A 25,200-nucleotide genomic window follows, 5' to 3' on the forward strand; every position below is an offset into this window, starting at 1 on the left:
TCCTTAAAAGTATGATAAGCCTATGCTATGGCTTCAGGACTACCTTTACACAATTATCTTTTTTGTTTTTAAAGATCTCGTAGCCGTAGGCGGCTTGCTCTAACGGAAGGGTGTGCGTGATGATATCCTCTAAGGTTACCTTACCTTCCTGCACCAGCTTCATCAAATGGTCAATGTAGGTGTGCACCGGCGCCTGGGTACCCATCAGGGTAACTCCCTTGTCGAACCATCTGTAAATAGGGAAGTTATCGAATGTGGAGCCGTAAACGCCCACCACACTCACAATGCCAACCCGGCGTACTGCTCTCAGGCACGTTTCCAACACCTTCGGGGTTCCTTTCTCGATATTGAAAACCGCTTTGGCTTTGTCAAAAAAGCTGCGGTCAGCTTCCATGCCCACAGCGTCGATGCATACGTCCGCGCCGCGTCCTTCCGTCATCCCCCGGATAATTTCCACAACCTGGTCCTGATCAGACCAAAGTATGGTTTCGGAGTTTGCTGCTTTCCTGGCCATGTCTAGGCGGTATTGCTGCACATCGATGTTTACTACCCTGCCGGCACCCATCAGCCAGGCCGACTTCGCTGCCATGATGCCTACCGGGCCTGCCCCGAATATGGCGACTGTCTCTCCCCCTTTTATCTTGCCCCAGTCGGCAGCGGCCCATCCTGTCGGGAAAATGTCTGTCAGGAAAAGCACTTGCTCATCTGTCAGTCCATCGGGTACTATACGAGGGCCATAATCAGCATAGGGTACCCGCACATATTCGGCCTGGCCCCCCCGGTATCCTCCGTACAGATCGGTGTAACCGAAGAGGGCGGCCCCTTTTTGGGTTAGAAAAGCGCCATCAGGACCATAGTTGTCGTTTGAGTTTTCGCACTGGGTGGGCCAGTCGTGGTTACAGAAGTAGCAGGTGCCGCAGGCAATCGGGAAAGGAACCACCACGCGGTCGCCTACTTTCAGGTTTTTAACGGCTGGGCCCACTTCCTCTACAATCCCCATAAACTCATGGCCTACCACCATGTCTTTCATCTGTGGGATAAAACCGTCGAGGATGTGCAGATCGGAACCGCAGATGGCAGTAGAGGTTACCCTAATCACGGCATCACGCGGGTCCTCGATACGGGGATCATCAACCGTGTCAACGCTTACATCATTGATTTTGTGGAATACCAGTGCTTTCATAGCTTATTAAGTTTAGGTTAGCGCGCGGCCAGTTGTTAGCCGGCAGATTAACAAGTATTAACGGGTTTACCAGTAACTAGTTATAAGGGAACGGTGCGTTTTGGAGGGAGTCATGCCCTATACTGCCCGGGCTTTTATATTTTTGTACATCACATACAGAATCGTTAATGGAAAAAGTATGGCAGCGCTTACTCTAAAAACTCTGACAGAGCAGGAAATGCCCTTGGTGCGGCAAACATTTTTGGAGGCATTTGCCGACTACCTGATACCTGTGCAGCTAAACGAGGAGCAGTTTAGTGCGAAACGAAAAAGAGAAGGTATCGTGCCCGGCTTTTGTGTAGCAGCTTACGCCGCAGGCAAAATGGTGGGCTTTATACTGACAGGGGTAGGAGAGTGGAATGGCAAGCCCACGGCTTATAACGCTGGCACAGGCGTGGTGCCGGCGTATAGAAACCAGAAAATAACGCAGCGCCTTTACTTTTTTTTGCTTCAAAAGCTACGCCAGGGCGGCATAGAGCAGTGTTTACTAGAGGTGATAGAGGAGAATACCCCCGCCTTAAAAAGCTACCTGCATGTAGGCTTGCGCATCAGCCGTTCGTTCGACTGCTTCCGGGCAGCTAGAAATGAGCTGTTGCTGGAGGTGCCTTTGCAGGAAGGGGTGTCCATCTCCAGAACTGCTAACCCAGCGTGGGCGCTTTATCAGCAATGGTGGGACATGGCGTCATCGTGGCAAAATAATGTTGATGCTGTGAAGCGCAGTGAATCTGATGCAGTAGTTTTGGAGGCCCTGGATACAGCACGCATGCGCTGCGGCTACATTGTTTTTTATCCGAAGAGTGGAGCCATCGCACAATTGGCGGTTGCTGGCGCCTACAGAAGGGCCGGTATTGCCACAGCACTGCTTCGCGAAGCTAGCTTGTTGGCTCAAACCAGTAGCCTGATGCTCATCAACATCGACACGGCTGCGTCCAACTTTTTGGCTTATATAAAGGGGCGTTGTTTCCAGCCTTTCCTGAAGCAACACGAGATGCGCATGACGATCGGTAAAGCAGCAGATTCTTAAACAGCGTTAGTTCGTTTATCCGGTGTTTTAGGATTATAGCGCGGAACAACTTATAACATCAATAAAAATGAAGATATGAACGCAGCGTGGGTATACCTGATCTTGGCGGGTATTTGTGAAATTGGCTGGGCCTTCGGCCTGAAGTATAGCGAGGGATTTACAAAGCTGGGTGTAAGCGTGGCGACGGTAATTGTAATGATTCTAAGCTTTGTGCTGCTCTCACAGGCGATGAAACACTTGCCTTTGGGTACGGTCTATGGTATCTGGACGGGCATTGGTGCAGCAGGTACGGCCACACTTGGCATTGTGTTTTTAAATGAGCCCCGCGACTTCCTGCGTATTGTTTGCCTGCTTATGATCCTGGCGGGTGTGGTGGGGCTGAAAGTGTTTTCAGGTGCGAAATAACTACTCGTTATGCCAAGTGTAAATATTGAGCGCTTTTGGCGTGCACAAGTATAAATACCCTTCTCCTACTAAAGCCGAAACAACGGGCTGTTCTTTTGGGAGCTGGTAAGTGCGCCTGGCAGACGTGTAAAGGTTGAGGAAATGCAGCTGCCCGTCTTTTACAAAGTATAACTCATTGGCGCGAAATCCCATAGTGCTCAGGCCTGTTACAGGAAGCTTCTTTTTGTAATTCCCCAGGTTGTCAAACACAAAAATGCCATTGGCATCCAAGAGGTACACCATGTTCTGGTACTCCCGCAGTTGTTTTACGTCAAAGCGTTCTTTGTCCAGAATGAGGTTCAGCGGCGTTTCTGTTACCACCTTGCGAAGCCGCAGGTCCAGCTTGCTAAGGGTCAGGTTCGTTTCATCGAACAGCCAAACGCCATCGTCGGAGGCCAGTGCGGCTACTTTTGCGGTACCAGGGTAATTCAGGTCCGTTAAGGTTGTATTTCCAATGGGCCGCAGAAACCTGTCGATTAAAAGGATCTCCTGCCTGTCCTGGTAAAAGAGCATCACTTTCATCGGGTTCCAGGCGTCTATAGCGCCAATGCGGCCACGGTTGGGAGGGGAGTAAGTGCCCAACGGACGGCCTTGCGGGTCGAGGCGAAGTAGGGTATGGTTGGCGGTTAAGAAATAAACGTTGCCGTTTCTGTCTTTCGAGATGGTAGTAGGCGAGCTGAGCGCAACCTGGTGGCTATACTTTAGCTGTGGCACCAGCAGGGTGTCCTGAGCCTGTGCCGGCGCGAACTGCCAGAAAAACAGGAATAGGAAAATGCCTAGGTTAGCTTTCAAAGGTCTTTAGCTCAAAGTTGTTGCCGTCGTATACGCCGTATGTGCAAAAATTGACCCATTCTCCCAGGTTCAGGTACCTGCTTTGCTCCCCAATGGCAATGTCGAGGGGCAGGTGCCGGTGGCCAAACACATAGAAATCGTGGTGCTGCTTTTCTTCTACCGCTTTGCAATACTGTACCAGCCACTCCTCCTCGCCTAAAAAAGCCTCATCTTTCTGCACATTGCTGATACGGCTTCTTCTGGACCAAAGGTTGGCTACGCCTATGCCAAGATTAGGGTGTATGCGCGCAAACAGCCACTGGCAGGCCTTGTTGTTAAAAACCTTTTTAAGGGCTTTATACGTGTGGTCGCCGGGGCCAAGGCCGTCGCCGTGCCCAATGTAAAAGGTTTTGTCGCCGAAGCTGGTGGAAATGGGCTCACGCAGAATGGGAATATTGAGTTCTTGCGGAAAGTAATCGAACATCCACATATCATGGTTTCCCGTGAAAAAAAGCACCGGTATACCGGCATCCGTAAGCTCCGCCAGTTTACCCTGTAGCCGGGCATAGCCTTTCGGAATGGCATGTTTGTACTCGAACCAGAAATCGAAAATATCACCAAGCAGCAGGATGGCAGCGGCATCGTGCCGAACCATGTCAAGCCACCTGACAATTTTTTTCTCTCTTTCCTTACTGGTTTTGGCGTCGGGTACTCCTAAATGAAAATCGGAGGCAAAGTACACTTGCTTGCCAGGAAGCAGTTCGTTAATGCGGAAGGTCATCAATCAGGAAAAGTACGAGCTGTTTGGGGCCATGGGCGCCCATGACCAATGTTTTTTCAATATCAGCCGTGCGGCTTGGTCCGCTCACCATCGATACCATCGAGGGGAAGTCCGCTTTATACTTGGTGCGGACATGCTGCAGCGCATCTTTGATATCAGAAACCAACTGGCTGGCTTTGGCCACCACCATGTGTGTGGGTGGGTAAATGCTCAGGCGGCGTCCGCCGGCATTGGCAGAACTCACCATAATGCTTCCGGTGCGTGTAATCAGGGCCTCGCAGGTAGTCAGGCTTGCCTCAGCATCGCGCACGAAGCTCTCCTGGTCCGCAGAAAACTCTATGCCTGCATGGTGCAATACATTTTGCAGATTAGGCTCCCACACATACATGTGTTGCAGGTCTTGCTCCTTTTTGTAAGTGAAAAGCTGATCAAAGAAGTCCTCTTCGTTCTCGCAATACACAAACACCCCTGCGTTCCGAATAAAATTTTCCGCAAACACCACCGACATGTCCTCAGTGGGCACCTCGGGGTACAGCGGCGAGCTGAAATCAGGGGTAGGAGGCAGAAAAGGCGCCGACTTAGCCAGCGCCTCTCTTACCCTTCTTAAAACTATTTCTTTTGATTTTGCTTCGTACATGCCTGTTCTATCAAGCTGTTCGTGAGTTAATGTTATCTCTGGCTGCAGGGGCGTTGCTGTTTTCCAGCGGCGTACCCGGTACACTGCCTTCTTCCTGCTCCGGGTGCTGTGTTAAACCTTCATCTTCCAAAGGATGTGCATCTTCCACTTCACTTTTGGTCTTGCTGCGGTCAGTGCCTGCTGTATGTGCCTGGTAGGTAGTAAGCGCCTCAAAAGGACGTGTGCCTACCAAACGCTCCAAATCGCTCTGGAAAAGAATTTCTTTTTCCAACAGCTCTCTTGCCACGATCTCCAACTCATTAAACTTATCTCTAAGCAAACCTTTTGTGCGCTCGTAAGCGGCACTGATGATCTGGCGCACTTCCTCGTCAATGGTCTCGGCGGTAGCCTCAGAATAGGGCTTGTTAAAGGCCATATCGGTTTGCTTCGAGTCGTAGAAAGACACGTTGCCTATCTTGGAGTTCATGCCGTACATAGTTACAATGCTGTACGCCATTTTGGTGATGCGCTCCAGGTCGCTTAAGGCGCCGGTAGAGATCTTGCCGAACACGATCTCTTCGGCAGCACGACCACCCAGGGCCATGCACATCTCGTCGATCAACTGCTCTGTGGTGTACAGGAACTGCTCCTTTGGCAGGTACTGCGCATAACCCAGAGCTGCTACACCTCGCGGAACGATACTCACTTTCACCAACGGGTCGGCGTGCTCCAGAAACCAGCCGGCAATGGCGTGGCCAGCTTCGTGGTAAGCCACTATCTTCTTCTCTTCCGGCGAGATGATCTTGTTCTTTTTCTCCAGACCTCCGATCACCCGGTCAACGGCGTCGTTGAAGTCCTGCATCTCCACGGCTTTTTTATTGCGACGGGCTGCAATCAAAGCGGCTTCGTTGCATACGTTGGCTATTTCAGCGCCGGCAAAACCTGGAGTTTGAGCTGCTAATTTCTTGGCGTCCACATCCGGGGCCAGCGTCAGGGGCTTCAGGTGTACTGTAAATATCTCAGTACGGCCGTTGATATCTGGTTTGTCGATACTGATCTGGCGGTCAAAACGGCCGGGGCGCAGCAAAGCGGAGTCCAGGGTATCGGGGCGGTTCGTGGCAGCCAGTATAATAACGCCAGAGTCAGTCGCGAATCCATCCATCTCTACTAACAGCGAGTTCAGGGTGTTTTCGCGCTCATCGTTCCCGCCTGGGGTAGATCCCCGACTTCTGTGGCGGCCAATGGCATCAATCTCATCAATAAAGATGATACAAGGGGCCTTGGCTTTGGCTTGCTTAAAGAGGTCGCGCACACGTGCGGCACCCACGCCCACAAACATCTCCACAAAGTCGGAACCTGACAGGGAGAAGAAAGGCACGTCGGCCTCACCGGCCACGGCTTTTGCAAGCAAGGTTTTACCCGTTCCCGGAGGGCCTACCAGCAAAGCTCCTTTCGGTATCTTACCACCCAGCACCGTAAACTTAGAAGGGTTCTTCAAAAACTCCACAATCTCCTGCACCTCTTCTTTGGCTTCTTCCAGGCCGGCCACATCCTTAAAGGAGATCTTTACCTTGTTTTCAGCGTCGAAAAGGGCTGCTTTGGATTTGCCGATGTTAAATATCTGCCCACCGGCGCCACCGGATGTTACGCGGCGCATCAGAAACCAGAATCCGAAAACCAGCAGTATCAGAAAGCCCCACTGCAGGAAGAAATCCGCAAAGCCGGTTCTGTCTACCAGGTTATAGCCAATGTGCTGCTCCTTAGGGAGGTTTTCCTGCAGTTTGTCCAGGTCCTCCTTAAAAGACTCGGCTGAGATAACCTGAAAATGAAACTGCGGGCCCGGCTCGGGGTTCATAGAGAGCGCGCTGGTGTTGTCTGTATCCCGAAGGTATTTGTCGTTTTGCAGAGCTTCGTCTTTTAGAAAGACCTCCACCGTTTTGCCGTTCACGATGTTCAGTTTCTTTACATCGCCACTCAGCAGCATTTCTTCAAATTCTTGCTGCGTGGTTTCTACAGAAGAGCTTGTTTTGTTTAAGTAGGTCAATCCAAAAATCAACAGGATCAATACGGCCAGCATCCACAGCTGCATGGTAGGGCGCGGCGGCGTGTTGGGTATCATGGGCCTCTTCTTTTTGTTGCCTTTGTTGTTTTTATCTGCCATTGAAATTTTGTTTCAGTTAAGTGAAAACCAAGGCCCGCGCTAAAAGTTTAGCTAAGCCAGGGGGGTTAAACGGTATCTACATGTTCTATGCTGGCATCGCCCCATAGTTCTTCTAAAGCGTAGAACTCGCGTTTATCTTTCAAAAATACGTGTGCCACCACATCTACGTAATCCAGTAGTACCCACTCCTTGTTCAGGCGGCCTTCACTTTGCCATGGGTTCTGCCTGATCGCTTTAAACACTTCTTCTTCAATGGAAGTGGCGATAGCATCTAGTTGTGTGTCGGAATTAGCCGATGCGATCACGAAATAGTCGGAAACGGCGTTTTTGAGTGATTTAAGGTTGATTATTACAATATCGGAGGCTTTTTTTTCCTGCATTCCTTTGACAACAAGTTCTGCCAATATGTCTGAATTTGCCTCGCCCTTGGTTTCTTTCATCTGCTATACTTAATTTTGATGTACAAAAGTACTAAATTCTAGGTTAATGTATGTTGCCTAATACGCTGTTTATAGGTCAGCAGCTTTATTTTCTGCCGGTCTGCTCTTCCACAAATTCTGAGGCACAGCTGCTTCTTATCAAAAATGAAGCCACAGAGGGCTGTACAGTGGTTACTGCACAGCAGACCCAGGGCCGTGGCCAGCGTGGAAACAGCTGGGAGGCGGAACCAGGGAAAAATGTGACGCTCTCGGTTGTGCTTTTCCCAAAATTCCTGGCCATTAATCACCAGTTCTACCTCAACATGGCTGTGTCGTTGGGGGTGCTGGACCTTTTGCACGCGATGGGATTAAAGCAAGCCCAGGTAAAGTGGCCCAACGATTTGTACTTTGAAGATAAGAAACTTGGTGGGATTCTAATAGAAAATTCAATTAACAGCCTGACTTTACAACATAGTATAGTTGGGATTGGTTTAAATGTAAACCAGTTGCGTTTCGGATATGACACTGCCACCTCCATGGCGCAGGTAACAAGCCAAACGTTGAACCTGGAAGAAGTTACTGAAAAACTGTTGGAGTTTCTGGAGAAGCGCTACCTGGAGCTGCGCAACGGTAAAACCGCCAAGCTAAAATTTGAGTATCTGCAGGCGCTTTACCGCTTTCAGGAAGAGCATGAGTTTATACTGGAAAACCAACAGGTGAGGGGGCAGATACTGGGAGTGGCAGAAGATGGCCGTTTGGCCGTGAAAGTTGCGAATGAGCTGCGGTATTTCGCCTTCAAAGAAATAGCCTATGTTATCTAGCCTGGCGTTTTTGATTTAGCGATACTGTTCCATGGTTAACGGGCAGGGCAGGCAATAAGAGCATGTTGAGTTGAACCTTGATGTCCTCGGCCATAAAATCGTTTGTAAGCTTTGGCGAATCAATGCGGTGCTGTTTGGTGCTTACTACAAAAACTGACTGCAGGAGCAGCTGGTCGCCCTGCCTCACCAGCGTCCCTTTTATACTTCTTTTTTTTGATACCCCATGCACGGTAAGCGTACCCTGCGCTGTTACTTCCTGTCCTTTGTTTGGCAGGTAGTCAGTCAGTTTTCCGGTAAAGGTGGCCCTGCTAAAGCGGGAAGAATTCATGTATTTGTCGTTGAAGCGCTCCTGCATCAGCGAATTGGCGAATTGAAATGACCTAACCGGTGTCTCAAAAGACACCTTGCCGGATTCCAGATCAATCAGGCCCGTTACCTGGCTAGAGGTGCCTTTAATGAGACTAAGGGGTGCCCCGGCGGAGAATGTGATCTGCCCGTTGCCTTTGTATCTTTGCTGCTGTGCAAAGCCAGTAACCTGACAGAGCAGCAGTATTATAAGTAGCAAGAGCAGTTTCATGTTTTCAGAGCGCATGTGTACTCTTATAAACTAGAAGCAGGAAATATGGTTGTCGCTTCGTTGGGGAAAAAAGGGCGTAAGGCTACCTTTTGGTAACAATATTTTAAATCTTGCTACTAAAGTATTGCGCGGCTGCCGCATGCCGTTCTTGTCAGGAAAAAAATTGCTTGTCTCCAATTAGGACGAGATCCTCTCTGTAGCGGAAAGCAACCGTGGTTTAGCGGGTAGCGCTAAACCACGGTTAGTACTTTGCGGTAATACTTTTTAAATTTTCCCTTTTTTATAAATAGTAGGCACTATTTTTGGCATATTAAAGCTGTGAAACGTTACCGTATGGCCAGCAAATAGTGTCACTGCCCCGGGAGGCTTTGTTCACAAATATTTTAAAATTAACATTTATACTTCCACCTATTTAAGCTATCTTTGATGTTAATTGTCAGAGGGAAATATTCGCCTAAACCGAGACGCGCCATATGAAGAATTTTACAAAACTGTTACTTATAACTATCCTTATCAGCGCGCATTTGCTTGGCTTTGCAGCCAACGCAAACAGCAGGGTTGCCGCGGGGGAAGGAGTGGTGCCTGCTTACAAAGGGGGCGCAACTACCTGGAAGCTCATTCAGGAGAAAGGCTCTCAACTGAGTGTTTCCGCCCAGAACGCACGTCCTGCTTTTGTGGGTACCGCAGAAGAGGAGCATACCTGTTCTAAGATATACGCCTCGGCTGTGAGCCAGGTGTTTCATGTGGTAGAGAACAAGGGGGCCAGGGGTGTTTATGGCAACGCAAGCGTTAGCCTGGCTTCAATAGCTCCGGCACGCAACATCAAGCCTTTGCCTTTGCCTTCTATCAATGCTTACCCAAACCCATCCAGGGGCATTACCAGGTTATCCTTGAGCTTGCCGGGCGGCAGCGAGAACTACAAGATACGCATCTCCAACACCATTGGTAAAGTGCTGAGTGTGCACGAGCTGATGCCAGCCGAGAAGATGGAAGTGGAGCTGAACATGACAAGCCTGCCTTCTGGCATCTACTTTTACAGCCTGCTGGTAAATGATAAAACAGTGGAGACGAAACGACTCGTACTCCAGAAATAATCGCATAAAGCTATATCACAATCAAAAAGCCGGCTCCCCAGTCGGCTTTTTGATTTTAAAATACCAAAACTTTATAGCCGCGTTACATTATTTAGTATTTTCGGGGCTGAATCAATTAAAGCTATGACGGATTATCGTAAGATAAATAACCTCGTGGGCTGGGTCGTGTTCTTTATCGCGACTACAGTGTATGTGTTAACGCTGGAACCAACTGCCAGCTTTTGGGATGCAGGTGAGTTTATCGCCACCTCGTATAAGTTGCTGGTGCCCCACCCCCCCGGAGCTCCCTTTTACCTGCTTGTGGGGCGCATCTTTTCTATGTTCGCCAGCGACCCTACTCAGGTAGCTTGGTGGGTGAACCTGCTATCGGCGCTGTGTAGTTCCTTTACGGTGCTGTTCCTGTTCTGGACAATTACCATTCTGGCTAAAAAACTACTGGTTAGAGAGGGTGCACTGCCAACAAGAGGCAACATTTTGCTGATCATGGGCAGTGGCGCTGTTGGCGCACTGGCCTATACCTTCTCCGACTCCGCCTGGTTTTCGGCAGTGGAAGCAGAGGTTTATGCCATGTCGTCCTTTTTTACGGCCATTGTTTTCTGGGCCATGCTGCGTTGGGAGGCTAAGGTTGGCGAGGCGCACTCCGATAAGTGGCTGGTGCTGATCGCTTACCTGGTAGGCCTGTCAATCGGTGCCCACTTACTGAACCTGGTAACCATACCGGCGCTGGCGTTTATCTACTATTTCAGACTTTACAAGCCCTCTTTCTGGGGAGGTGTCCTGGCCTTTGCCGTTAGCGCGGTCATCGTAATGACTATCCTTTGGGGTGTTATTCCCGGGTTGCCTTCGGTGGCAGGTGGCTTCGAGGTGTTTTTTGTAAATACGCTGGGCTTGCCTTTCAGCTCCGGGGTGATCACGTTTGTGGTCCTGCTGCTCACGGGAATCGTGATCGGCCTACGCTATTCTATCAAGTATAACCACCGGGTGCTTAACACGGCCATTTTGAGCTTTATCTTTGTGTTGATCGGCTACTCCTCTTATATGATGATCCCGATCCGTTCTTCGTACGAGCCCACCATTGATGAGAACGACCCGGATGACATCCTGACTTTTGTGGCCTATCTGAAGCGCGAGCAGTACGGAGACCGGCCCTTACTGTACGGACCACAGTACAATGCCCAGCCAGTAGACCAGAAGGAGGGCGCTCCGCGCTATGTAAAGGGCAAAGACCGCTACATAGAAACCGGACGCAAAGTGGAACCTGTGTTCGACAGCAAAGATAAAACCCTGTTGCCTCGTGTGTACAGCGACCAGCCACAGCACATTGATGAGTATAAAAAATGGATTGACCTGCGCGAGGGCCAGGCGCCCACCTTCGGGCAGAACCTCAGCTTCCTCTTCCGCTATCAGTTAGGGCATATGTATTGGCGCTATTTCCTGTGGAACTTTGCAGGGCGCGAAAGCGATGTGCAGAATGCAGGGGTACTCTGGTTTGGCAAAAACGACCCCAACGCCCCGGAGCGGGTACTGGACAGCGAAGCCCGTAACAGCTTTTACTTGTTGCCTTTGCTGATTGGTATACTGGGGTTAATTTACCAGGTGCGCAAGGATGAAAAGAACGCGTTTGTCATCGGCCTGCTCTTTTTCTTTACGGGTATCGCTATCGCGCTTTACCTCAATCAACCGCCGGTAGAGCCGCGTGAACGGGATTATACTTTTGCCGGTTCGTTCTACGCTTTCAGCATCTGGATAGGGCTAGGGGTAATGGGCCTGGCCGACCTTTTGGGCAGGGTGTTGAAAAGTACAAACTCGCGTGCTGCCGCCGCTACCCTCATAGGGCTGGCCGTGCCAGGCATAATGGCAGCAGAAGGCTGGGACGATCATGATCGTTCAGACCGCTATCAGTCAGTTGACTCGGCGAAGAACCTGCTCGACTCCGTAGCGCCTAACGGGATCCTATTCACCAACGGCGACAACGACACCTTCCCGCTTTGGTATGCTCAGGAGGTAGAAGGTTACCGTACCGATGTGCGCGTAGCCGTGTTAAGCTACCTGAACACGGATTGGTACATCGACCAGATGACTCAGCCTTCGTATAAATCTGCGCCATGGCCGCTGACGCTGGGGCCGGAGAACTACCGCCAGGGAACGAACGACTACCTGCCTTATGTTGAGCGTCCGCAAGTGGCTGCCGGTATCGACCTGAACCAGTTTATAAACCTTGTAAAAGAGAACAACCCGGCCTTGCAGGTGCAGTATGGGCAGGGTACCACGCTGCTTACCTTCCCTACAAAAAACTTCTCGCTAAAAGTAGACAAGGCGAAAGTGGATGCCATGAATTTTGTGCCCGCCGCTAAAGAGCCAGAGATCGTGGACCGCATGAATTGGACAATCAATAAATCCATACTCGAGAAGAAGCACCTGGTAATGCTGGACCTGCTGGCAACTAACAATTGGGAGCGCCCTGTTTATTTCTCCACTACCGTTAACAGCGCCGACTTTATTGGCCTGTCAAACTATTTCCAGCTGGATGGACTGGCCTACCGGGTAGTACCTGTTAAAACCGCTGACGAGAATCAGCAGGGATATGTGAATAAAGAGGTAATGTACGACAACCTGATGCATAAATTCAGTTTCCGCAATTTCGATAATCCGGATATTTTCTACGACGAGAACTATTACCGCTTCTCAGCCAATGCCCGTGATAAATTCGCAAAGCTGGCGATGGCTTATCTGGAGGATGGAAACATTACACGTGCTAAAGAAGTGATTGACCGCAGCTTTAAGGTATTCCCTGAGGCCGCAGTGCCCTACGATTACTACACGCCCCAGTTCATCCCGATGCTGGTGGAGGTAGGCGAGGAGCAGATGGCCAAAGAGGTGCTGGAGTCTATGGCCAGCAAATCGGCGAAGGCTCTGGATTATTACTTTGCCAAGGGAGCTTTGTTTGATACTGAGATCCAGACAAACATGATCATTTTGCAACAGCTGGTAAGTGCGGCAGAAGAAATAGGTATGCAAACACGGTCGCAGCAACTGCAGCAACAGTTCATGCAGTACCTGCAGCGCATGCGCCGTTAAACAAAATAGTTTAATCAAGAGTAATTAAAGCCGAGCCGCCTGTACGCGGTTCGGCTTTTTGTTTTGACCCCTGACATGTAGCTGACCATGACGCGATCATTCATGTACCTTACTTTTCTGTTTATACTTTTGATAACTGCTGCTTGCGGCTCTTCCAGCTTGCCAAGGCTACAACCTGTGGCGGTCCGGTCGGTGTCCCCGGAAATCACGATGAAGTATAACTTTTACGCCAAAGACGGGAGCCTGCACCTGCTGGTTAGGTTCAAGGACGAACAGCAGGTGATGGATGTGTTGGAAGCCGCCACCGCTATGGAGTACTTTGTGAGAACCGGTGGGACGGACAAAGACCAGGTGCTGGCAAGCGACTCGCTGGTAAAACCGGGCAGGAGGATCACAGATACTGAAGGGCAGTTAGACATGGAGTTTGCGGTGCCTGCCGGGTTTGTACGAGCCCCCAATGTGATTCATCTGCGCCTCTGGCAGGCCCTGGTTGGCCAGGAGCGCATGGCGATGCGTTTTACGATTCCGCTGAACGCTGATATGCTTGGCAAAGGGTATGTGCTGTTGCGCGCCCGATCTGGTAAGCCATTTCTGGAGGACTATGTAAATACATCGGAGGCCCTGGTTGTACAGCAACACGGTATTAAAAATGAACCGGTAAAAGTGCAGTACTTTAAAACCTCGTTCTCGCCTGCACTTCCCCCCATGTCGTTGCGGCAGGCGCCACAGCCCAAAACCTTAGTGCCTTCCGATTCTGCTGAGTATGCCGATGGCGACACCATTCTGTTTAAGCAGGAGGGGGTATACCTGTTTAGCCCCGGAACAAGTTTTGGGCGTGGCATTCTGGCGCAGGCATGGGCCTTTCCGCAGGTTACCATGGCCAAGGAGATGCTGCAGCCCCTTATCTACATAACCACCTCGTCGGAGCGTGAGGCATTGTTTAACTCGGAGAACGTAAAAGAGGCTGTCGATGCTTTCTGGCTGAAAGTAGGCGGCAACAGAACCACCGCACGCGAACTGATCCGTATTTTTTACGGGCGGGTTGAAACGGCCAACAAATTGTATACTTCCCATAAACCCGGCTGGGCTACCGATCGGGGCATGATCTATATTCTGTACGGCAGGCCAACCCAGGTAAGCCATGTAGGCAATTCTGACAGCTGGATTTACCAGGAGTCAGAGACCAGCCCTTACGTAAAGTTCGTTTTTAATAAAAAAGAGAATAACTTTACTGAAAATCACTATGAACTGGTGCGGCTTCGCGAGTACGAAGACGGCTGGTACAGCACAGTAGCAAAATGGAGAGCAGCAATAACAGAAATGTAGGTAACCGCTACGGCGGCGGCCACCGAACACCAAAAGAAGATAAGACAGAGATGATATTCGGCTCACGCCCTATTCTGGAGGCCATGCTAGCCGGAAAAACGCTGGAAAAGATATTTCTGCAGAGAGGGGCTAAAAACCCTACCACCGATGAGATACTAACGGAGGCTAAAAGGCATGACGTGCCCGTGGCAACCGTACCCCTCGAAAAGCTGAATAAGCTTACCCGAAAAAACCATCAGGGAGCGGTGGCGTTAATCTCCCCCATTACTTACATGCCCCTCGATGAGATCGTGACCTCGTTGTTTGAGCAGGGCAAGAACCCACTTTTACTCATCCTGGATAGGATAACGGATGTGCGTAACTTCGGCTCTATTGCCCGGAATGCGGAGTGCATGGGCGTGGATGCCATCATCATCCCGAGTCGGGGTGGCGCTCAGATAAATGCTGATGCCATGAAAACTTCGGCTGGTGCGCTAAACCTGGTACCGGTCTGTCGTGAAGAAAACCTGAAGGACACCCTGGATTACCTTAAGGACTATGGCGTGCAGGTGGTAGCCTGTACCGAAAAGACGGAGCATAACATGACCGACTTTGCCGTAGACTTTGTGGGCCCGACTGCCATTCTGATGGGAAGTGAGGAGGACGGCATCTCGCCAGAATACCTGAAGCGCGCTGACGCGCGCCTCCGTATCCCGTTAATGGGGCAGATTGGCTCGTTGAATGTTTCGGTGGCGACAGGCATTATACTTTACGAAGCCATGAGTCAGCGCCTGAAGGACAATGTTTCCAACGCAAAATAGCTTAGGCAAACAGCGGAAGTATAAAGTAAAGAAAAAAGTGAAGGGCTTGCCATTAATGGCAAGCCCTTCACTTTTTTGGTTATCAGGTAAGTTTTACCCTATATAAATTCGGCTCCTTTTTTAGACTTGGCGTCGGCCATAAACTCCTTTACTTTCTGTTCCTCGCTTTTCTTGCAGATCATGAGCACGTTGTCATATTCTGCCACTATATAATCTTCGAGGCCCTGTAAAACCACCAGGCGTTCTTTAGGCGTTTTGATGATGCAGTCTTTGGTGTCGTACAGCATCACTTTGCCGTCCACTACATTGCCGTTCTCGTCTTTGTTGTTGATCGTATAAAGCGAGTTCCAGGTGCCCAGGTCAGACCAGCCGATATCGGCCAGCAGCACATACACATTATCAACTTTCTCCATAATGCCGTAATCAATAGATACGTTGCGGCACTGGGAATAGGCGTTGGTAATAAAGTTCTGCTCACTTACGGTGTTCAAGGAATCAGAGCCTTCCTCGAAGATCTCAGAAATTTCAGGTAATTGCTGTCTGAAGGCCCTCAGGATACTTTTGGCGTTCCAGATAAAGATACCTGAGTTCCAGACAAAGTCGCCACTCTCCAAAAACATCTTTGCCAGCTCCAGGTCGGGCTTCTCGGTAAAGGTCTTTACCTTTTTAATGTGCTGTTTCTCGTCGTTGATGTACTGGATGTAGCCATAACCTGTGTCCGGGCGGCTGGGGGTAATGCCCAGCGTGATCAGCACATCATCCTGGTCAGCGGCCTTCACGGCTTCCTTAATCACACGGGTAAACACGTCCTGCTTCAGCACCACATGGTCGGAGGGTGTTACCACCAGGTTAGCGTCAGGGTTAAGCTGCGCGATTTTATAGGAGGCGTACGCAATGCAGGGGGCTGTGTTCCGGCCAATGGGTTCCAGTAACACCTGGTTGTCGTTCAAAAACGGCAATTGCTCTTTTACCAGATCCTCGTAATCTTTGTTTGTTACCACGTAGATGTTCTCGGGGGGGCAGGTGTCCTCGAAGCGTTTGGCTGTCATTTGCAACATGCTTTCTCCGATGCCCAGCACATCATGGAATTGCTTGGGGTAATTTGTACGGCTAAATGGCCAGAAACGGCTTCCGATACCGCCGGCCATGATCACCACATATGTGTTTCTATCCATCCTTATATAAGTCCTTCTTTAAGCAGGTCGTGCAGGTGCACGAACCCTTCAAAGTTACCAGATTTTGTGACAATTAACTGAGTAATGCTCTTCTCCTGCATAATAGCGAGTGCCTCGGCAGCATACTGATCCGGCTCTAAAGTAAGCGGAGAGGGGGTCATGATGTCGCTGGCTGTTACCTTATCAGTGTTTTCGTACTTGTTTAGCATGCGGCGCAGATCACCATCGGTTATGATACCCACCAGTTCTTTGGTGTTGTTTCTCACGACAGCGGTAGCTCCCAGGCGCTTCGACGAAATCTCAATAATAATCTCCTTTAACGAAGCGTTTGCATTAACGTTAGGGGTCTGGTTCTGAGGGTAAATGTCGCCCACTTTCAGGTAAAGCCGTTTACCCAACGAGCCGCCCGGGTGCAAGTGCGCGAAGTCGGTGCTGCTGAAGCCACGCGCTTCGAGCAGACTTACGGCCAGGGCATCGCCCAGGGCCAGGGCCGCCGTGGTGCTGGTGGTAGGGGCCAGGTTATGGGGGCACGCCTCACGCTCCACATTGGCGTTCAGGATAAAGTCGGCGCTTTGGCCCAGGTACGAATCGGTGCTGGATACCAGTGCAGCCAACTGCGAGCCTTTTCGTTTCAGCAGGGGCACGAGCACTTTTATCTCCGGGGTGTTGCCGCTCTTGGAGATGCAGATAACGAAATCCTCGGGCTGGATCATGCCCAGGTCACCGTGAATGGCGTCGGCGGCATGCATAAAGATAGCAGGGGTTCCGGTGGAGTTGAGGGTGGCGACGATCTTGGTGGCGATGTTAGCGCTCTTGCCAATACCCGTTACCACCACGCGCCCTTTGATAAGGAGAATGGCTTTAACACAATTTTCAAAGCCCTCGTCGATAAATTCTGCCAGTCTGGCGATAGCCTCGGCCTCGGCGCGTAATACTTTTTTTGCTGTAAGCGCTATATTATTAACTAGATTCAAAGTAGATTTGTATAAAGGTGCCCCGCAAAGGTACGTGCAAATAGCTTATTTTTTCCGCAAGATTACATGTCAGTACAACAAGAGATAAATCTCAAGAACAAATTAAAGGAAGTTTTTGGGTATAATCAATTTAGGGGAAATCAGGAGTTGATAATTAACAATATTATCAATGGCAAGAATACCTTCGTGATTATGCCTACAGGCGCCGGCAAGTCGTTGTGTTACCAACTACCTGCTTTGTCCTTACCGGGCACAGCCATTGTTATTTCACCCCTGATCGCCCTGATGAAGAACCAGGTAGACCAACTGAATGCCTTTGGCGTGAACGCCTATTTCTTAAATTCCACTTTATCGAAGGCGGAAATAAACAAAGTGAAGAAGGAAACGCTGGCAGGCGACGTCAAGCTTTTGTATGTAGCGCCTGAGTCGCTTACCAAAGACGAGACAGTAGAATTCCTGCGCAGCTCAAATATATCTTTTGTCGCTATAGACGAGGCACACTGCATCTCTGAATGGGGCCACGACTTCCGACCGGAGTATCGGCGCATACGCGGCATCATCGACCAGATCGGTAACCTGCCCATTATCGCCCTTACCGCTACGGCTACGCCTAAAGTGCAGCTCGATATTCAGCGTAACCTCCAGATGGACGAGGCTTCGGTGTTCAAGTCATCTTTTAACAGGACCAATTTATACTATGAGATACGCCCGAAGGCCAATACCAAGAAGCAGCTGATCCAGTACGTGAAGAAGCACAAAGGGAAGAGCGGCATTGTGTATTGCCTAAGCCGCAAAAAGGTAGAGGAGATAGCGGAACTGCTGAAAGTTAACGACATAAAAGCCTTGCCTTACCATGCAGGCCTGGACTCTCATATCCGGATGGCGAACCAGGATGCGTTCCTGAATGAGGATGCCGATGTGATTGTGGCCACCATTGCCTTTGGCATGGGCATCGACAAGCCCGACGTGCGTTTTGTGATTCATTACGACACGCCAAAATCCATAGAAGGCTACTACCAGGAAACCGGCCGCGCAGGGCGCGACGGCATGGAGGGCAACTGCATCATGTATTACAGCTACGACGACATCGTGAAGCTGGAAAAGTTTAACAAGGATAAGCCTGTTACGGAAAGGGATAACTCCAAGCTCCTGTTGCAGGAAATGGCCTCCTACGCAGATTCGGCAGTGTGCCGCCGGAAACAGCTGCTCCACTATTTCGGCGAGGCCTACGAGAAAGACTGTGGCTTTTGTGATAATTGCCTGCACCCAAAAGAGAAATTTGAAGCCGAGCAAAATGTACAGCTAGCTTTGAAAGCCGTAGAGCTGACCGGAAGCCGTTTCGGAATAGAACACATAACCGCCGTACTTACAGGCCTGCGTAACCAATATGTTACCAGCTACGACCAGGACAAGTTAGATGTGTTTGGGGCCGGCAAAGCGCACGATGCCCAGTTCTGGAGCTCTTTGCTGCGCCAGGTGTTGCTCTCGGAGTACCTGGAGAAGGACATAGAGAACTTTGGGGTGGTAAAACTGACACAAAAAGGGCGCGACTTTATAGCCAACCCCCATCCTATCCAGCTGACAAAGGATCACAACTACGAGCAGGAGGTAAAAGAGGACGAGCAGAAAGAGGAAAACCAGGCATCTGCGGGGCACGACGAGGTGCTGTTCGACCTGTTGAAGGGGCTGCGCAAAAAGACGGCGAAGGAAAAGGGACTGCCCCCTTATGTGCTCTTCCAGGACCCGTCGTTGAAAGAAATGGCCACCGTTTACCCCACCACCAAAGAAGATCTGGCCTATATTGCGGGCGTAGGCATGGGTAAGGTGCAGAAATTCGGAAAGCCCTTCCTGGACCTAATCACGAAGTATGTAGAGGAGAACGATATCGTGACGGCTGCAGATGTGGTGGTGAAAACCACGGTAAACAAGTCGAAGATCAAGATATACATCATACAGCAGATCGATAAAAAAGTAGAGCTGGAGGAAATCGCTTCCTCAAAGGGCCTCACAATGCAAGAGGTGATCGAGGAAATTGAGCACATCTGCTACTCCGGTACCAAACTGAACCTGAATTATTACATCAACAACATTCTGGACCAGGAGCGGCAGGAGGAAATTTATGATTACTTTATGAATGCCAGTACCGACAACATCAGCGAAGCGCTTAAAGAATTGGGCGCCGATGATTACTCGGAAGAAGATTTGAGGTTAGTGCGTATCAAATTCCTGTCAGAATACGCCAATTAGCGTGTGGAACTGAAAAATTTAATTGTTGGAAGCATAGGTTAGACGGTGTTCAACTGAAGCTTCCAACAATTTTTTTTAAGTTTGAAGTATACGAGGGCTACAACCGATAGCGTAAGCGGGAAAGACCCTTATTCAGCGTTATCTACAATTGTTATCCAATTGACCAATTAGCATCTAGCAGAATGAATGTACTGATCATAGGGTCTGGCGCCCGGGAGCATGCCATTGCCTGGAAACTTAGCCAGAGCGAATTTTGTGAGAAGATCTTTGTGGCTCCCGGTAATGCGGGTACTTCGGAGTTCCATACCAACGCCGGCATCGATATCCATAATTATGAAGAAGTGGCAAAGTTTGCAGCAGACTTCAACATCATGATGGTGGTGGTAGGGCAGGAAAACGCGTTGGTAGAGGGCATCCATGATTTCTTTCAGGAATCTGAGTACCTAAAGCATATTTTGGTGGTAGGCCCTAAAAAGGCAGGCGCCATGTTAGAAGGCAGCAAAGATTTCTCTAAATCCTTTCTCCAGAAGTATGACATCCCTACGGCCCGTTACCAAACTTTTACCGAAGATACCTACCGCGATGCAGTGGAGTACCTGAAAAACCACGCTTATCCGGCGGTATTGAAGGCGGATGGCCTGGCAGCCGGCAAGGGAGTGATTATCGCGCAGAATTTTGACGAAGCCATTGATGCCCTGGAGGATATGCTGCGTAACAAGCGTTTCGGAAAAGCCAGTAGCAAGGTGGTGATCGAGGAGTTTCTGCAGGGCATTGAGGTGTCGGTGTTTATCCTGACAGATGGCAGAGAGTATGTGTTGCTGCCGGAAGCAAAGGATTATAAGCGTATTGGCGAAGGGGATACCGGGCTGAACACAGGGGGCATGGGTGCCGTATCGCCGGTGCCATTCGTGGATGAGCAGTTCATGCAAAAGGTAAAGGAGCGTATCATAGTGCCCACCTTGCACGGTATGCAGGCAGAGAACCTGGACTATAGCGGATTTCTGTTTATCGGTTTGATGAGCGTACAGGGCGAGCCGCACGTGATTGAATACAATGTACGGCTGGGAGATCCGGAAACGGAAGCGATCCTGCCACGCATCAAGTCAGATATCTTTGAAATGTTCAGGGCGCTGCACGACCATAAGCTTGGCGAATACAAGCTGGAAATAGACCCGCGTACAGCTGCAACTGTCTTCCTGGTTTCGGGTGGTTATCCCGAAGGGTTTGAAAAGGGCAAGGAGATTTACGGCATTGAAAATGTGCCCGCCGATGTGCTGGTGTTTCATGCGGGCACCAAGCTGTTAAATGATAAACTGCTCAGCAACGGGGGGCGTGTGCTGGCGGTAACGGCTTTGGCAGACACCATGCAGGAGGCACTTGACAAGGCAAACGCCGCCGCCGAAACCATTACCTGGCAGGGCCGTAACTACCGCCGCGACATTGGTTTCGACCTGAAATAGCCGGAAAGCAAAAACAGTGAGCTGATACAGATGCTTTATAGGTGGGGTGAAGCAAGTGAAATTTTATCCTAAAACAGCGGAGGCCGGTAACATTACCGGCCTCCGCTGTTTTAGGTTGAAGCGCTAGGTTTAGCAGTACTCTTCAAAAGCTCCTTGTAAATTATCGACAATCCGGTGAAGATCATTGCCTTCTATGTGGTAACGCTCAATCATGTGAACCAACTCGCCATTCTTAAATAAAGCAATAGAAGGAGAGGAGGGAGGGTAAGGCAACATGTGTTCCCGTGCCTTGTTCACGGCATCCTGCTCCATGCCGGCAAATACCGTTACAAGCTTAGCAGGCTTCTTGTCCGAAGCAGAAACGGCCATTTTAAGAGCAGGTCGCGCCTTGGAGGCGGCACATCCACACACAGAATTTACAGCCAGCAGCACAGTGCCTTCAGATTTGATGGCCTGGTCTACTTCTTCGGCTGTCATTAACTGCTCAAACCCTGTTGAGGTAAGGTCCTCACGGATTGGGGCAACCATATATTCAGGATACATTCCCATACGAATCAATTTATAGGTAAAAAATAATGATACAAATTTAACACTTTCTGGTCAATAAAATTCAGCCAGAGTTTGGGTATTGCAAAAAGGACAGTTTTGTTTAACGTTAAATACCATTTAACAAATATTAAGTAGAAATGTTTCTGGAAACTATTGCAGGGTGCAACTCCTTCATAATGAACAAAGTATAAGATGGAAAGTGAAGAACGGTAATCGAAAATGAGAGCATATTTCATCTTTGGCAGCTGTCAGCTGGCACATTTTATAGCTGTTCAGTGATCTGCACCCCCTAAGAGAAATAATGCCTCTGCTTTGATTTTGGAAGAATTTTGGCTTGAGTCATTTTCATTGTAAATTAAAGCGATACCCATGTTTCACCCGAAATACAGCAAAGTTCTTGTTCGTTATTACTACCTGCCACTTCACGGCGGCAGACAAGCCGAGCTCATAACCGTTTTGAATAGCCGTAACCATACCATTGAAGTGCCGGTACGGGAAGAGGACATCCTGCTGGAGCCGTTCTACAGTCGGCTGATGACCACACAAGAAATAACCGCCTATCACAACACCGAAACCTGGAAACTTTTTCGCTCTTGGGATGAGCTGTTTGAAGACCATGAAAAATACGGCGTGCAAGACCAGGATATGGCCTTTCTGGAGAATTACAAGTATAAGTTTTCCTTACCCGAAAGCCAGGTTGCCTAGTATGCGTGCGCTATGAGCACAATCTAAACTGCATAGCTAATTGGCCTCGTTAAAAGCCAGATCTACCCGTAAGGCAAAATGATCTGATCCATACTTCGGTAATTTTTTGATATCAATCACAGAAAACGCATCGGATACATACACATGGTCCAGGGGCCAGCGCATCACATAGGAAGTGGCATCAAAGGTATTGTACAGCCCCCTGCCAATCCGGATGTCTGACAACTGGCTGGTAGTACCAAAGAGGCGCGACGTGTTTGACCAGGCCACGTCGTTAAAGTCGCCGGCCACCAGGGTAGGCAGCTGCTCTTGCGTCACCATTTCCCCTACTTTCAACAGGGCTACCTCTTCTTCACCTACATTAGTAGGATACTGGCTGGGCATTGGCGGCACAGGGTGTACGGCAAATAGCCGGAAGGTCTGGCCGTTGGGAAGCTGTACATCCGCTATAATGGAAGGCACATCCGGGTGGTGCAGAAACATTAGTTCGGTGTTGCGCAGCGGCAGGCGGGAGTACAGAACCATGCCATAGGTGTTATCCAAGGGGTATTCTATTTGATAGGGATACTTTTTTCGCAATGGGGCCAGGCGTTCTACCCACCAACTGTTTGTTTCCATGGCCAGTAGTATATCCGGGTCTGCGTCAAGCACGATCTTAAGAAAAGCATCGGTATTGTCGTTCTTCATCCAAACGTTAGCCAGTACCAAACTAAAACTTTCATCTGTCGCTTTAGGTCCTTTCTGTGCCGTAGGCACTGCTTTGTCAACGAAGGGGGTATACGGCAGCACAAAAGTGGCCTGCAGCACCAGCGAGGATAACAACCCTGCCAAAAGAAGCCAGGAAGGCAGCTTCCAGGTTTTGTTCACCACAGCAAAGAGGATCAGGCAAGCCAGCAGCCCAAAAAGCACCTGCACCCTCGGGAAATCAAGCATCTTCAGATACCAGAACTTCACGTTATACAAAAGGGACAGTTGCGTGATAAGTATCAGCAGCGTTCCGGCTATAATAGCAAAGTAAAAGACAATTTTCCTGGTGGTGCTCATGTGCGGTGGTAAAGTTACGGGAATTGGTTTAGTGACTTTGTTGTACCTGTAAGTATGATTTAGGGTTATGGAGAATTGAAGTGGGGCAGAGTGTAGGGGTGCTTTGGTGGTTAGGAGTAAGACTATGTTGTTTACTCGTTTAGTTGTTGCTAAACCGCACCCACAAAAATAAAAAAGCCTCTCACATTGCTGTAAGAGGCTTTTTGGTGGTCGCGAAGGGAGTCGAACCCCTAACCTTCTGATTCGTAGTCATGACGACAACCTTTATTGCTGGTTTTATATATTAGTAAAAGCTGCCTTTTAAGCAAATTAAGTGGGTTTTTGTTTTTACATGGTTAGCTGTATTAGTTGACTTTTTGATGGTTTGTGTGCAAATTGTGTGTACATAAAATTATTTGCACACACATGATACCTGTATTTACTTCCATCATGCTGGATACCCGAAGGGCATTAAAAGATGGCTCCTTTCCGGTAAGGCTAAGGCTTACCCACCAAAGGCAACGCAAATACTATAATACGGGCTACTCTTTGAGCGAGGCAGAGTTTTCAAAAGTCCAGGCGGAAAAGCCGAAAGGGAAATTTAAGGAGCTTCAAATAGCTTTTCAGGCAATAGAGCAGAAGGCCATCGGTATTATCCGTGACCTAGAAGTCTTCACCTTTGAGCATTTCGAGAAGAAGTATCTGAACGCTGCCGTCAAGAACGACGTCTTTGCAGCCTTCGAGCAGCAAGTCAAAAGGCTGGTTGAGGAAGGCAGGGTAGGGACGGCCAGTAGCTATGAGAGCGCGAGCCTCTCACTGGTGGCTTACTTGCAGAAGGAGCCTTTATCCAGAAATAAGGGCTTGTCTAGAGCTAAAGCAATCGAGAAAAAGGAAAACATATTAAAGCAACGGAAGCCCTTGGCTTATGCCTCAATTACTGCTGATTTCCTGTCGGGGTATGAAAAGTGGATGCTTCAGAACGGCAGTTCTATCACCACCATCGGCATCTACCTGCGGGCTCTTCGGGCCATCTACAACAACGCCATAGCGGCAGGGGAGGTGAACACCGACCTGTACCCGTTTGGTAAGAGAAAATACCAGATACCCTCAGGTCGCAATGTGAAGAAGGCCCTGACGCTGGCAGACATCGAAAAAATATTCTCCTATAAGCCTGTTACCGAAAATGAAGGGCGTGCGCGGGACCTGTGGATCTTCTCCTACCTGTGCAATGGGATAAACGTGAAGGATATAGCCCGGCTGAAATACAAGCAGCTCGACCAGGAGAAAATAACCTTTATCAGGGCCAAAACGGAGCGGACCAGCCGCCACAATATTAAGGCCATCACGGCCATGCGAACGCCAGAGATTGATGAGATAATTGGGAGGTGGGGTAACAAGCCAACCTACAGTAATGACTACGTGTTTCCTTTGCTTGAACCAGAATTATCAGCGGAAAGGGAGCGGGCAAGGATTCAGCATGCCACCAAGACAATAAACAAATACATAAAGCGGGTTGCCGCCGCGGTTGGTATTGAAAAGAACGTAAGTACGTACACGGCCCGTCATTCGTTTTCTACTGTGCTAAAGCGAGCAGGTGCGCCAATAGAACTAATATCTGAATCTTTGGGGCACTCTAACCTGAAGACGACAGAAAGCTACTTAGATAGTTTTGAGGATAGTGTGAAGAAGCAGTTCGCAGCTCGGCTAACAGCATTCAAGGCGACAGATAAGTAATTGTTCCTCCAATAATGACCATACTTTTGAAGTATCGGAGGAATAAGATTATTATGTTGTTAACTAGAGATCTGTTCTAATATAAATCATATACTTTGAGGTTAGTTTTAGATCAGTTTCCATTTGTGTTTTATTTCTAGCTTTTGGTAAGGCTAATAATTGGTAAGACTATTGTAGAATTAATTATAATATATTCTGC

Annotated in this window: 22 protein-coding genes; 11 read left to right on the forward strand and 11 right to left on the reverse strand. The window is 49.3% G+C overall.

From position 1 onward, the window contains the following. Positions 1-25 precede the first annotated feature (25 nt). Entirely contained in the window at positions 26-1,183 is a 1,158-nt protein-coding gene (locus tag AC4BAN_RS07760; protein ID WP_490563825.1) for a zinc-dependent alcohol dehydrogenase, read from the reverse strand. Between the two features lie 178 nt (positions 1,184-1,361). On the opposite strand from AC4BAN_RS07760, the gene AC4BAN_RS07765 reads away from it, so the two are divergent. Continuing rightward, positions 1,362-2,246 (forward strand): GNAT family N-acetyltransferase, encoded by an 885-nt coding sequence (locus AC4BAN_RS07765; RefSeq protein WP_490563826.1) that lies wholly within the window; start codon positions 1,362-1,364, stop codon positions 2,244-2,246. Positions 2,247-2,321: 75 nt separating this feature from the next. Continuing rightward, the gene (locus AC4BAN_RS07770) at positions 2,322-2,651 is read left to right on the forward strand and encodes a DMT family transporter (protein WP_490563827.1); all 330 of its coding nucleotides are present in this window, start codon (positions 2,322-2,324) and stop codon (positions 2,649-2,651) included. On the opposite strand, the gene AC4BAN_RS07775 is transcribed toward AC4BAN_RS07770, so the two are convergent. The 5 genes from AC4BAN_RS07775 to rsfS all read right to left on the reverse strand — a co-directional run bounded on the left by AC4BAN_RS07775 (position 2,652) and on the right by rsfS (position 7,459). Then, the gene (locus AC4BAN_RS07775; protein ID WP_490563828.1) at positions 2,652-3,482 is read right to left on the reverse strand and encodes an NHL repeat-containing protein; all 831 of its coding nucleotides are present in this window, start codon (positions 3,480-3,482) and stop codon (positions 2,652-2,654) included. Then, complete coding sequence (locus AC4BAN_RS07780; protein WP_490563829.1) at positions 3,472-4,242, reverse strand: UDP-2,3-diacylglucosamine diphosphatase; 771 nt, start codon at positions 4,240-4,242, stop codon at positions 3,472-3,474. Before AC4BAN_RS07780 ends, AC4BAN_RS07775 begins: the two co-directional genes overlap by 11 nt. Beyond that, complete coding sequence (locus tag AC4BAN_RS07785) at positions 4,226-4,879, reverse strand: LutC/YkgG family protein (RefSeq protein ID WP_490563830.1); 654 nt, start codon at positions 4,877-4,879, stop codon at positions 4,226-4,228. The genes AC4BAN_RS07780 and AC4BAN_RS07785 overlap by 17 nt, the downstream gene beginning before the upstream one ends. 10 nt (positions 4,880-4,889) lie before the next feature. Then, complete coding sequence (gene ftsH / locus AC4BAN_RS07790; protein ID WP_490563831.1) at positions 4,890-7,019, reverse strand: ATP-dependent zinc metalloprotease FtsH; 2,130 nt, start codon at positions 7,017-7,019, stop codon at positions 4,890-4,892. Positions 7,020-7,084: 65 nt separating this feature from the next. Next, positions 7,085-7,459 carry a ribosome silencing factor gene (gene rsfS / locus AC4BAN_RS07795; protein WP_490563832.1) on the reverse strand — a complete coding sequence of 125 codons (375 nt, stop codon included), beginning with the start codon at positions 7,457-7,459 and terminating at the stop codon, positions 7,085-7,087. 50 nt (positions 7,460-7,509) lie between these two features. Here rsfS and AC4BAN_RS07800 point away from each other — a divergent pair, with 50 nt between their 5' ends. Continuing rightward, positions 7,510-8,259 carry a biotin--[acetyl-CoA-carboxylase] ligase gene (locus AC4BAN_RS07800; protein ID WP_490563833.1) on the forward strand — a complete coding sequence of 250 codons (750 nt, stop codon included), beginning with the start codon at positions 7,510-7,512 and terminating at the stop codon, positions 8,257-8,259. Here AC4BAN_RS07800 and AC4BAN_RS07805 read toward each other — a convergent pair. Next, positions 8,252-8,851, reverse strand: a complete 600-nt coding sequence (locus AC4BAN_RS07805; protein ID WP_490563834.1) for a YceI family protein — start codon at positions 8,849-8,851, stop codon at positions 8,252-8,254. The genes AC4BAN_RS07800 and AC4BAN_RS07805 overlap by 8 nt on opposite strands. Before the next feature lie 458 nt (positions 8,852-9,309). Here AC4BAN_RS07805 and AC4BAN_RS07810 point away from each other — a divergent pair, with 458 nt between their 5' ends. The 4 genes from AC4BAN_RS07810 (at position 9,310) to rlmB (ending at position 15,134) form a co-directional block, all read left to right on the forward strand. Further along, positions 9,310-9,930, forward strand: a complete 621-nt coding sequence (locus AC4BAN_RS07810) for a T9SS type A sorting domain-containing protein (protein WP_490563835.1) — start codon at positions 9,310-9,312, stop codon at positions 9,928-9,930. A 123-nt stretch (positions 9,931-10,053) separates the two neighbouring features. Next, a complete protein-coding gene (locus AC4BAN_RS07815) occupies positions 10,054-13,008 on the forward strand; it encodes a glycosyltransferase family 117 protein (protein WP_490563836.1) in 2,955 nt (984 codons plus the stop codon). An 87-nt stretch (positions 13,009-13,095) separates the two neighbouring features. Next, on the forward strand, positions 13,096-14,334 hold the full coding sequence (locus AC4BAN_RS07820) for a GWxTD domain-containing protein (protein ID WP_490563837.1): 1,239 nt from the start codon (positions 13,096-13,098) through the stop codon (positions 14,332-14,334). Then, a complete protein-coding gene (gene rlmB, locus AC4BAN_RS07825; RefSeq protein WP_490563838.1) occupies positions 14,307-15,134 on the forward strand; it encodes a 23S rRNA (guanosine(2251)-2'-O)-methyltransferase RlmB in 828 nt (275 codons plus the stop codon). The genes AC4BAN_RS07820 and rlmB overlap by 28 nt, the downstream gene beginning before the upstream one ends. A gap of 98 nt (positions 15,135-15,232) precedes the next feature. Here the strand turns inward: rlmB and AC4BAN_RS07830 are convergent, their stop codons facing one another. Together AC4BAN_RS07830 and AC4BAN_RS07835 are read right to left on the reverse strand one after the other, a co-directional pair. Next, positions 15,233-16,309 (reverse strand): mannose-1-phosphate guanylyltransferase, encoded by a 1,077-nt coding sequence (locus AC4BAN_RS07830; protein ID WP_490563839.1) that lies wholly within the window; start codon positions 16,307-16,309, stop codon positions 15,233-15,235. A 2-nt stretch (positions 16,310-16,311) separates the two neighbouring features. Further along, the gene (locus AC4BAN_RS07835) at positions 16,312-17,283 is read right to left on the reverse strand and encodes a KpsF/GutQ family sugar-phosphate isomerase (protein ID WP_490563840.1); all 972 of its coding nucleotides are present in this window, start codon (positions 17,281-17,283) and stop codon (positions 16,312-16,314) included. A gap of 66 nt (positions 17,284-17,349) precedes the next feature. Here AC4BAN_RS07835 and recQ point away from each other — a divergent pair, with 66 nt between their 5' ends. Beyond that, the gene (recQ, locus tag AC4BAN_RS07840; protein WP_490563841.1) at positions 17,350-19,530 is read left to right on the forward strand and encodes a DNA helicase RecQ; all 2,181 of its coding nucleotides are present in this window, start codon (positions 17,350-17,352) and stop codon (positions 19,528-19,530) included. Positions 19,531-19,712: 182 nt separating this feature from the next. After that, positions 19,713-20,990 (forward strand): phosphoribosylamine--glycine ligase, encoded by a 1,278-nt coding sequence (purD, locus tag AC4BAN_RS07845; protein ID WP_490563842.1) that lies wholly within the window; start codon positions 19,713-19,715, stop codon positions 20,988-20,990. 129 nt (positions 20,991-21,119) lie between these two features. Here purD and AC4BAN_RS07850 read toward each other — a convergent pair whose 3' ends face one another. Beyond that, a complete protein-coding gene (locus AC4BAN_RS07850) occupies positions 21,120-21,533 on the reverse strand; it encodes a BrxA/BrxB family bacilliredoxin (protein WP_490564021.1) in 414 nt (137 codons plus the stop codon). 375 nt (positions 21,534-21,908) lie between these two features. Here AC4BAN_RS07850 and AC4BAN_RS07855 point away from each other — a divergent pair, with 375 nt between their 5' ends. Then, complete coding sequence (locus AC4BAN_RS07855) at positions 21,909-22,244, forward strand: hypothetical protein (protein WP_490563843.1); 336 nt, start codon at positions 21,909-21,911, stop codon at positions 22,242-22,244. Positions 22,245-22,280: 36 nt separating this feature from the next. Here the strand turns inward: AC4BAN_RS07855 and AC4BAN_RS07860 are convergent, their stop codons facing one another. Then, entirely contained in the window at positions 22,281-23,288 is a 1,008-nt protein-coding gene (locus AC4BAN_RS07860; RefSeq protein WP_490563844.1) for an endonuclease/exonuclease/phosphatase family protein, read from the reverse strand. 405 nt (positions 23,289-23,693) lie between these two features. Here AC4BAN_RS07860 and AC4BAN_RS07865 point away from each other — a divergent pair, with 405 nt between their 5' ends. After that, positions 23,694-25,001, forward strand: a complete 1,308-nt coding sequence (locus tag AC4BAN_RS07865; RefSeq protein WP_490563845.1) for a tyrosine-type recombinase/integrase — start codon at positions 23,694-23,696, stop codon at positions 24,999-25,001. Positions 25,002-25,200 lie beyond the last annotated feature (199 nt).

The organism is Pontibacter sp. GD13 (assembly GCF_058216355.1).

Bases quoted from the DNA above. Each gene is read 5' to 3' on its own strand.
- AC4BAN_RS07820 (WP_490563837.1), top strand. From the start codon at position 13,096: ATGACGCGATCATTCATGTACCTTACTTTTCTGTTTATACTTTTGATA.
- AC4BAN_RS07780 (WP_490563829.1), bottom strand. From the start codon at position 4,242: ATGACCTTCCGCATTAACGAACTGCTTCCTGGCAAGCAAGTGTACTTT.
- AC4BAN_RS07785 (WP_490563830.1), bottom strand. From the start codon at position 4,879: ATGTACGAAGCAAAATCAAAAGAAATAGTTTTAAGAAGGGTAAGAGAG.
- AC4BAN_RS07765 (WP_490563826.1), top strand. From the start codon at position 1,362: ATGGCAGCGCTTACTCTAAAAACTCTGACAGAGCAGGAAATGCCCTTG.
- recQ (WP_490563841.1), top strand. From the start codon at position 17,350: ATGTCAGTACAACAAGAGATAAATCTCAAGAACAAATTAAAGGAAGTT.
- AC4BAN_RS07810 (WP_490563835.1), top strand. From the start codon at position 9,310: ATGAAGAATTTTACAAAACTGTTACTTATAACTATCCTTATCAGCGCG.
- AC4BAN_RS07830 (WP_490563839.1), bottom strand. From the start codon at position 16,309: ATGGATAGAAACACATATGTGGTGATCATGGCCGGCGGTATCGGAAGC.
- AC4BAN_RS07800 (WP_490563833.1), top strand. From the start codon at position 7,510: ATGTTGCCTAATACGCTGTTTATAGGTCAGCAGCTTTATTTTCTGCCG.
- purD (WP_490563842.1), top strand. From the start codon at position 19,713: ATGAATGTACTGATCATAGGGTCTGGCGCCCGGGAGCATGCCATTGCC.
- AC4BAN_RS07850 (WP_490564021.1), bottom strand. From the start codon at position 21,533: ATGTATCCTGAATATATGGTTGCCCCAATCCGTGAGGACCTTACCTCA.
- rlmB (WP_490563838.1), top strand. From the start codon at position 14,307: ATGGAGAGCAGCAATAACAGAAATGTAGGTAACCGCTACGGCGGCGGC.
- AC4BAN_RS07855 (WP_490563843.1), top strand. From the start codon at position 21,909: ATGTTTCACCCGAAATACAGCAAAGTTCTTGTTCGTTATTACTACCTG.
- rsfS (WP_490563832.1), bottom strand. From the start codon at position 7,459: ATGAAAGAAACCAAGGGCGAGGCAAATTCAGACATATTGGCAGAACTT.
- AC4BAN_RS07860 (WP_490563844.1), bottom strand. From the start codon at position 23,288: ATGAGCACCACCAGGAAAATTGTCTTTTACTTTGCTATTATAGCCGGA.
- AC4BAN_RS07805 (WP_490563834.1), bottom strand. From the start codon at position 8,851: ATGCGCTCTGAAAACATGAAACTGCTCTTGCTACTTATAATACTGCTG.
- ftsH (WP_490563831.1), bottom strand. From the start codon at position 7,019: ATGGCAGATAAAAACAACAAAGGCAACAAAAAGAAGAGGCCCATGATA.
- AC4BAN_RS07865 (WP_490563845.1), top strand. From the start codon at position 23,694: ATGATACCTGTATTTACTTCCATCATGCTGGATACCCGAAGGGCATTA.
- AC4BAN_RS07760 (WP_490563825.1), bottom strand. From the start codon at position 1,183: ATGAAAGCACTGGTATTCCACAAAATCAATGATGTAAGCGTTGACACG.
- AC4BAN_RS07770 (WP_490563827.1), top strand. From the start codon at position 2,322: ATGAACGCAGCGTGGGTATACCTGATCTTGGCGGGTATTTGTGAAATT.
- AC4BAN_RS07815 (WP_490563836.1), top strand. From the start codon at position 10,054: ATGACGGATTATCGTAAGATAAATAACCTCGTGGGCTGGGTCGTGTTC.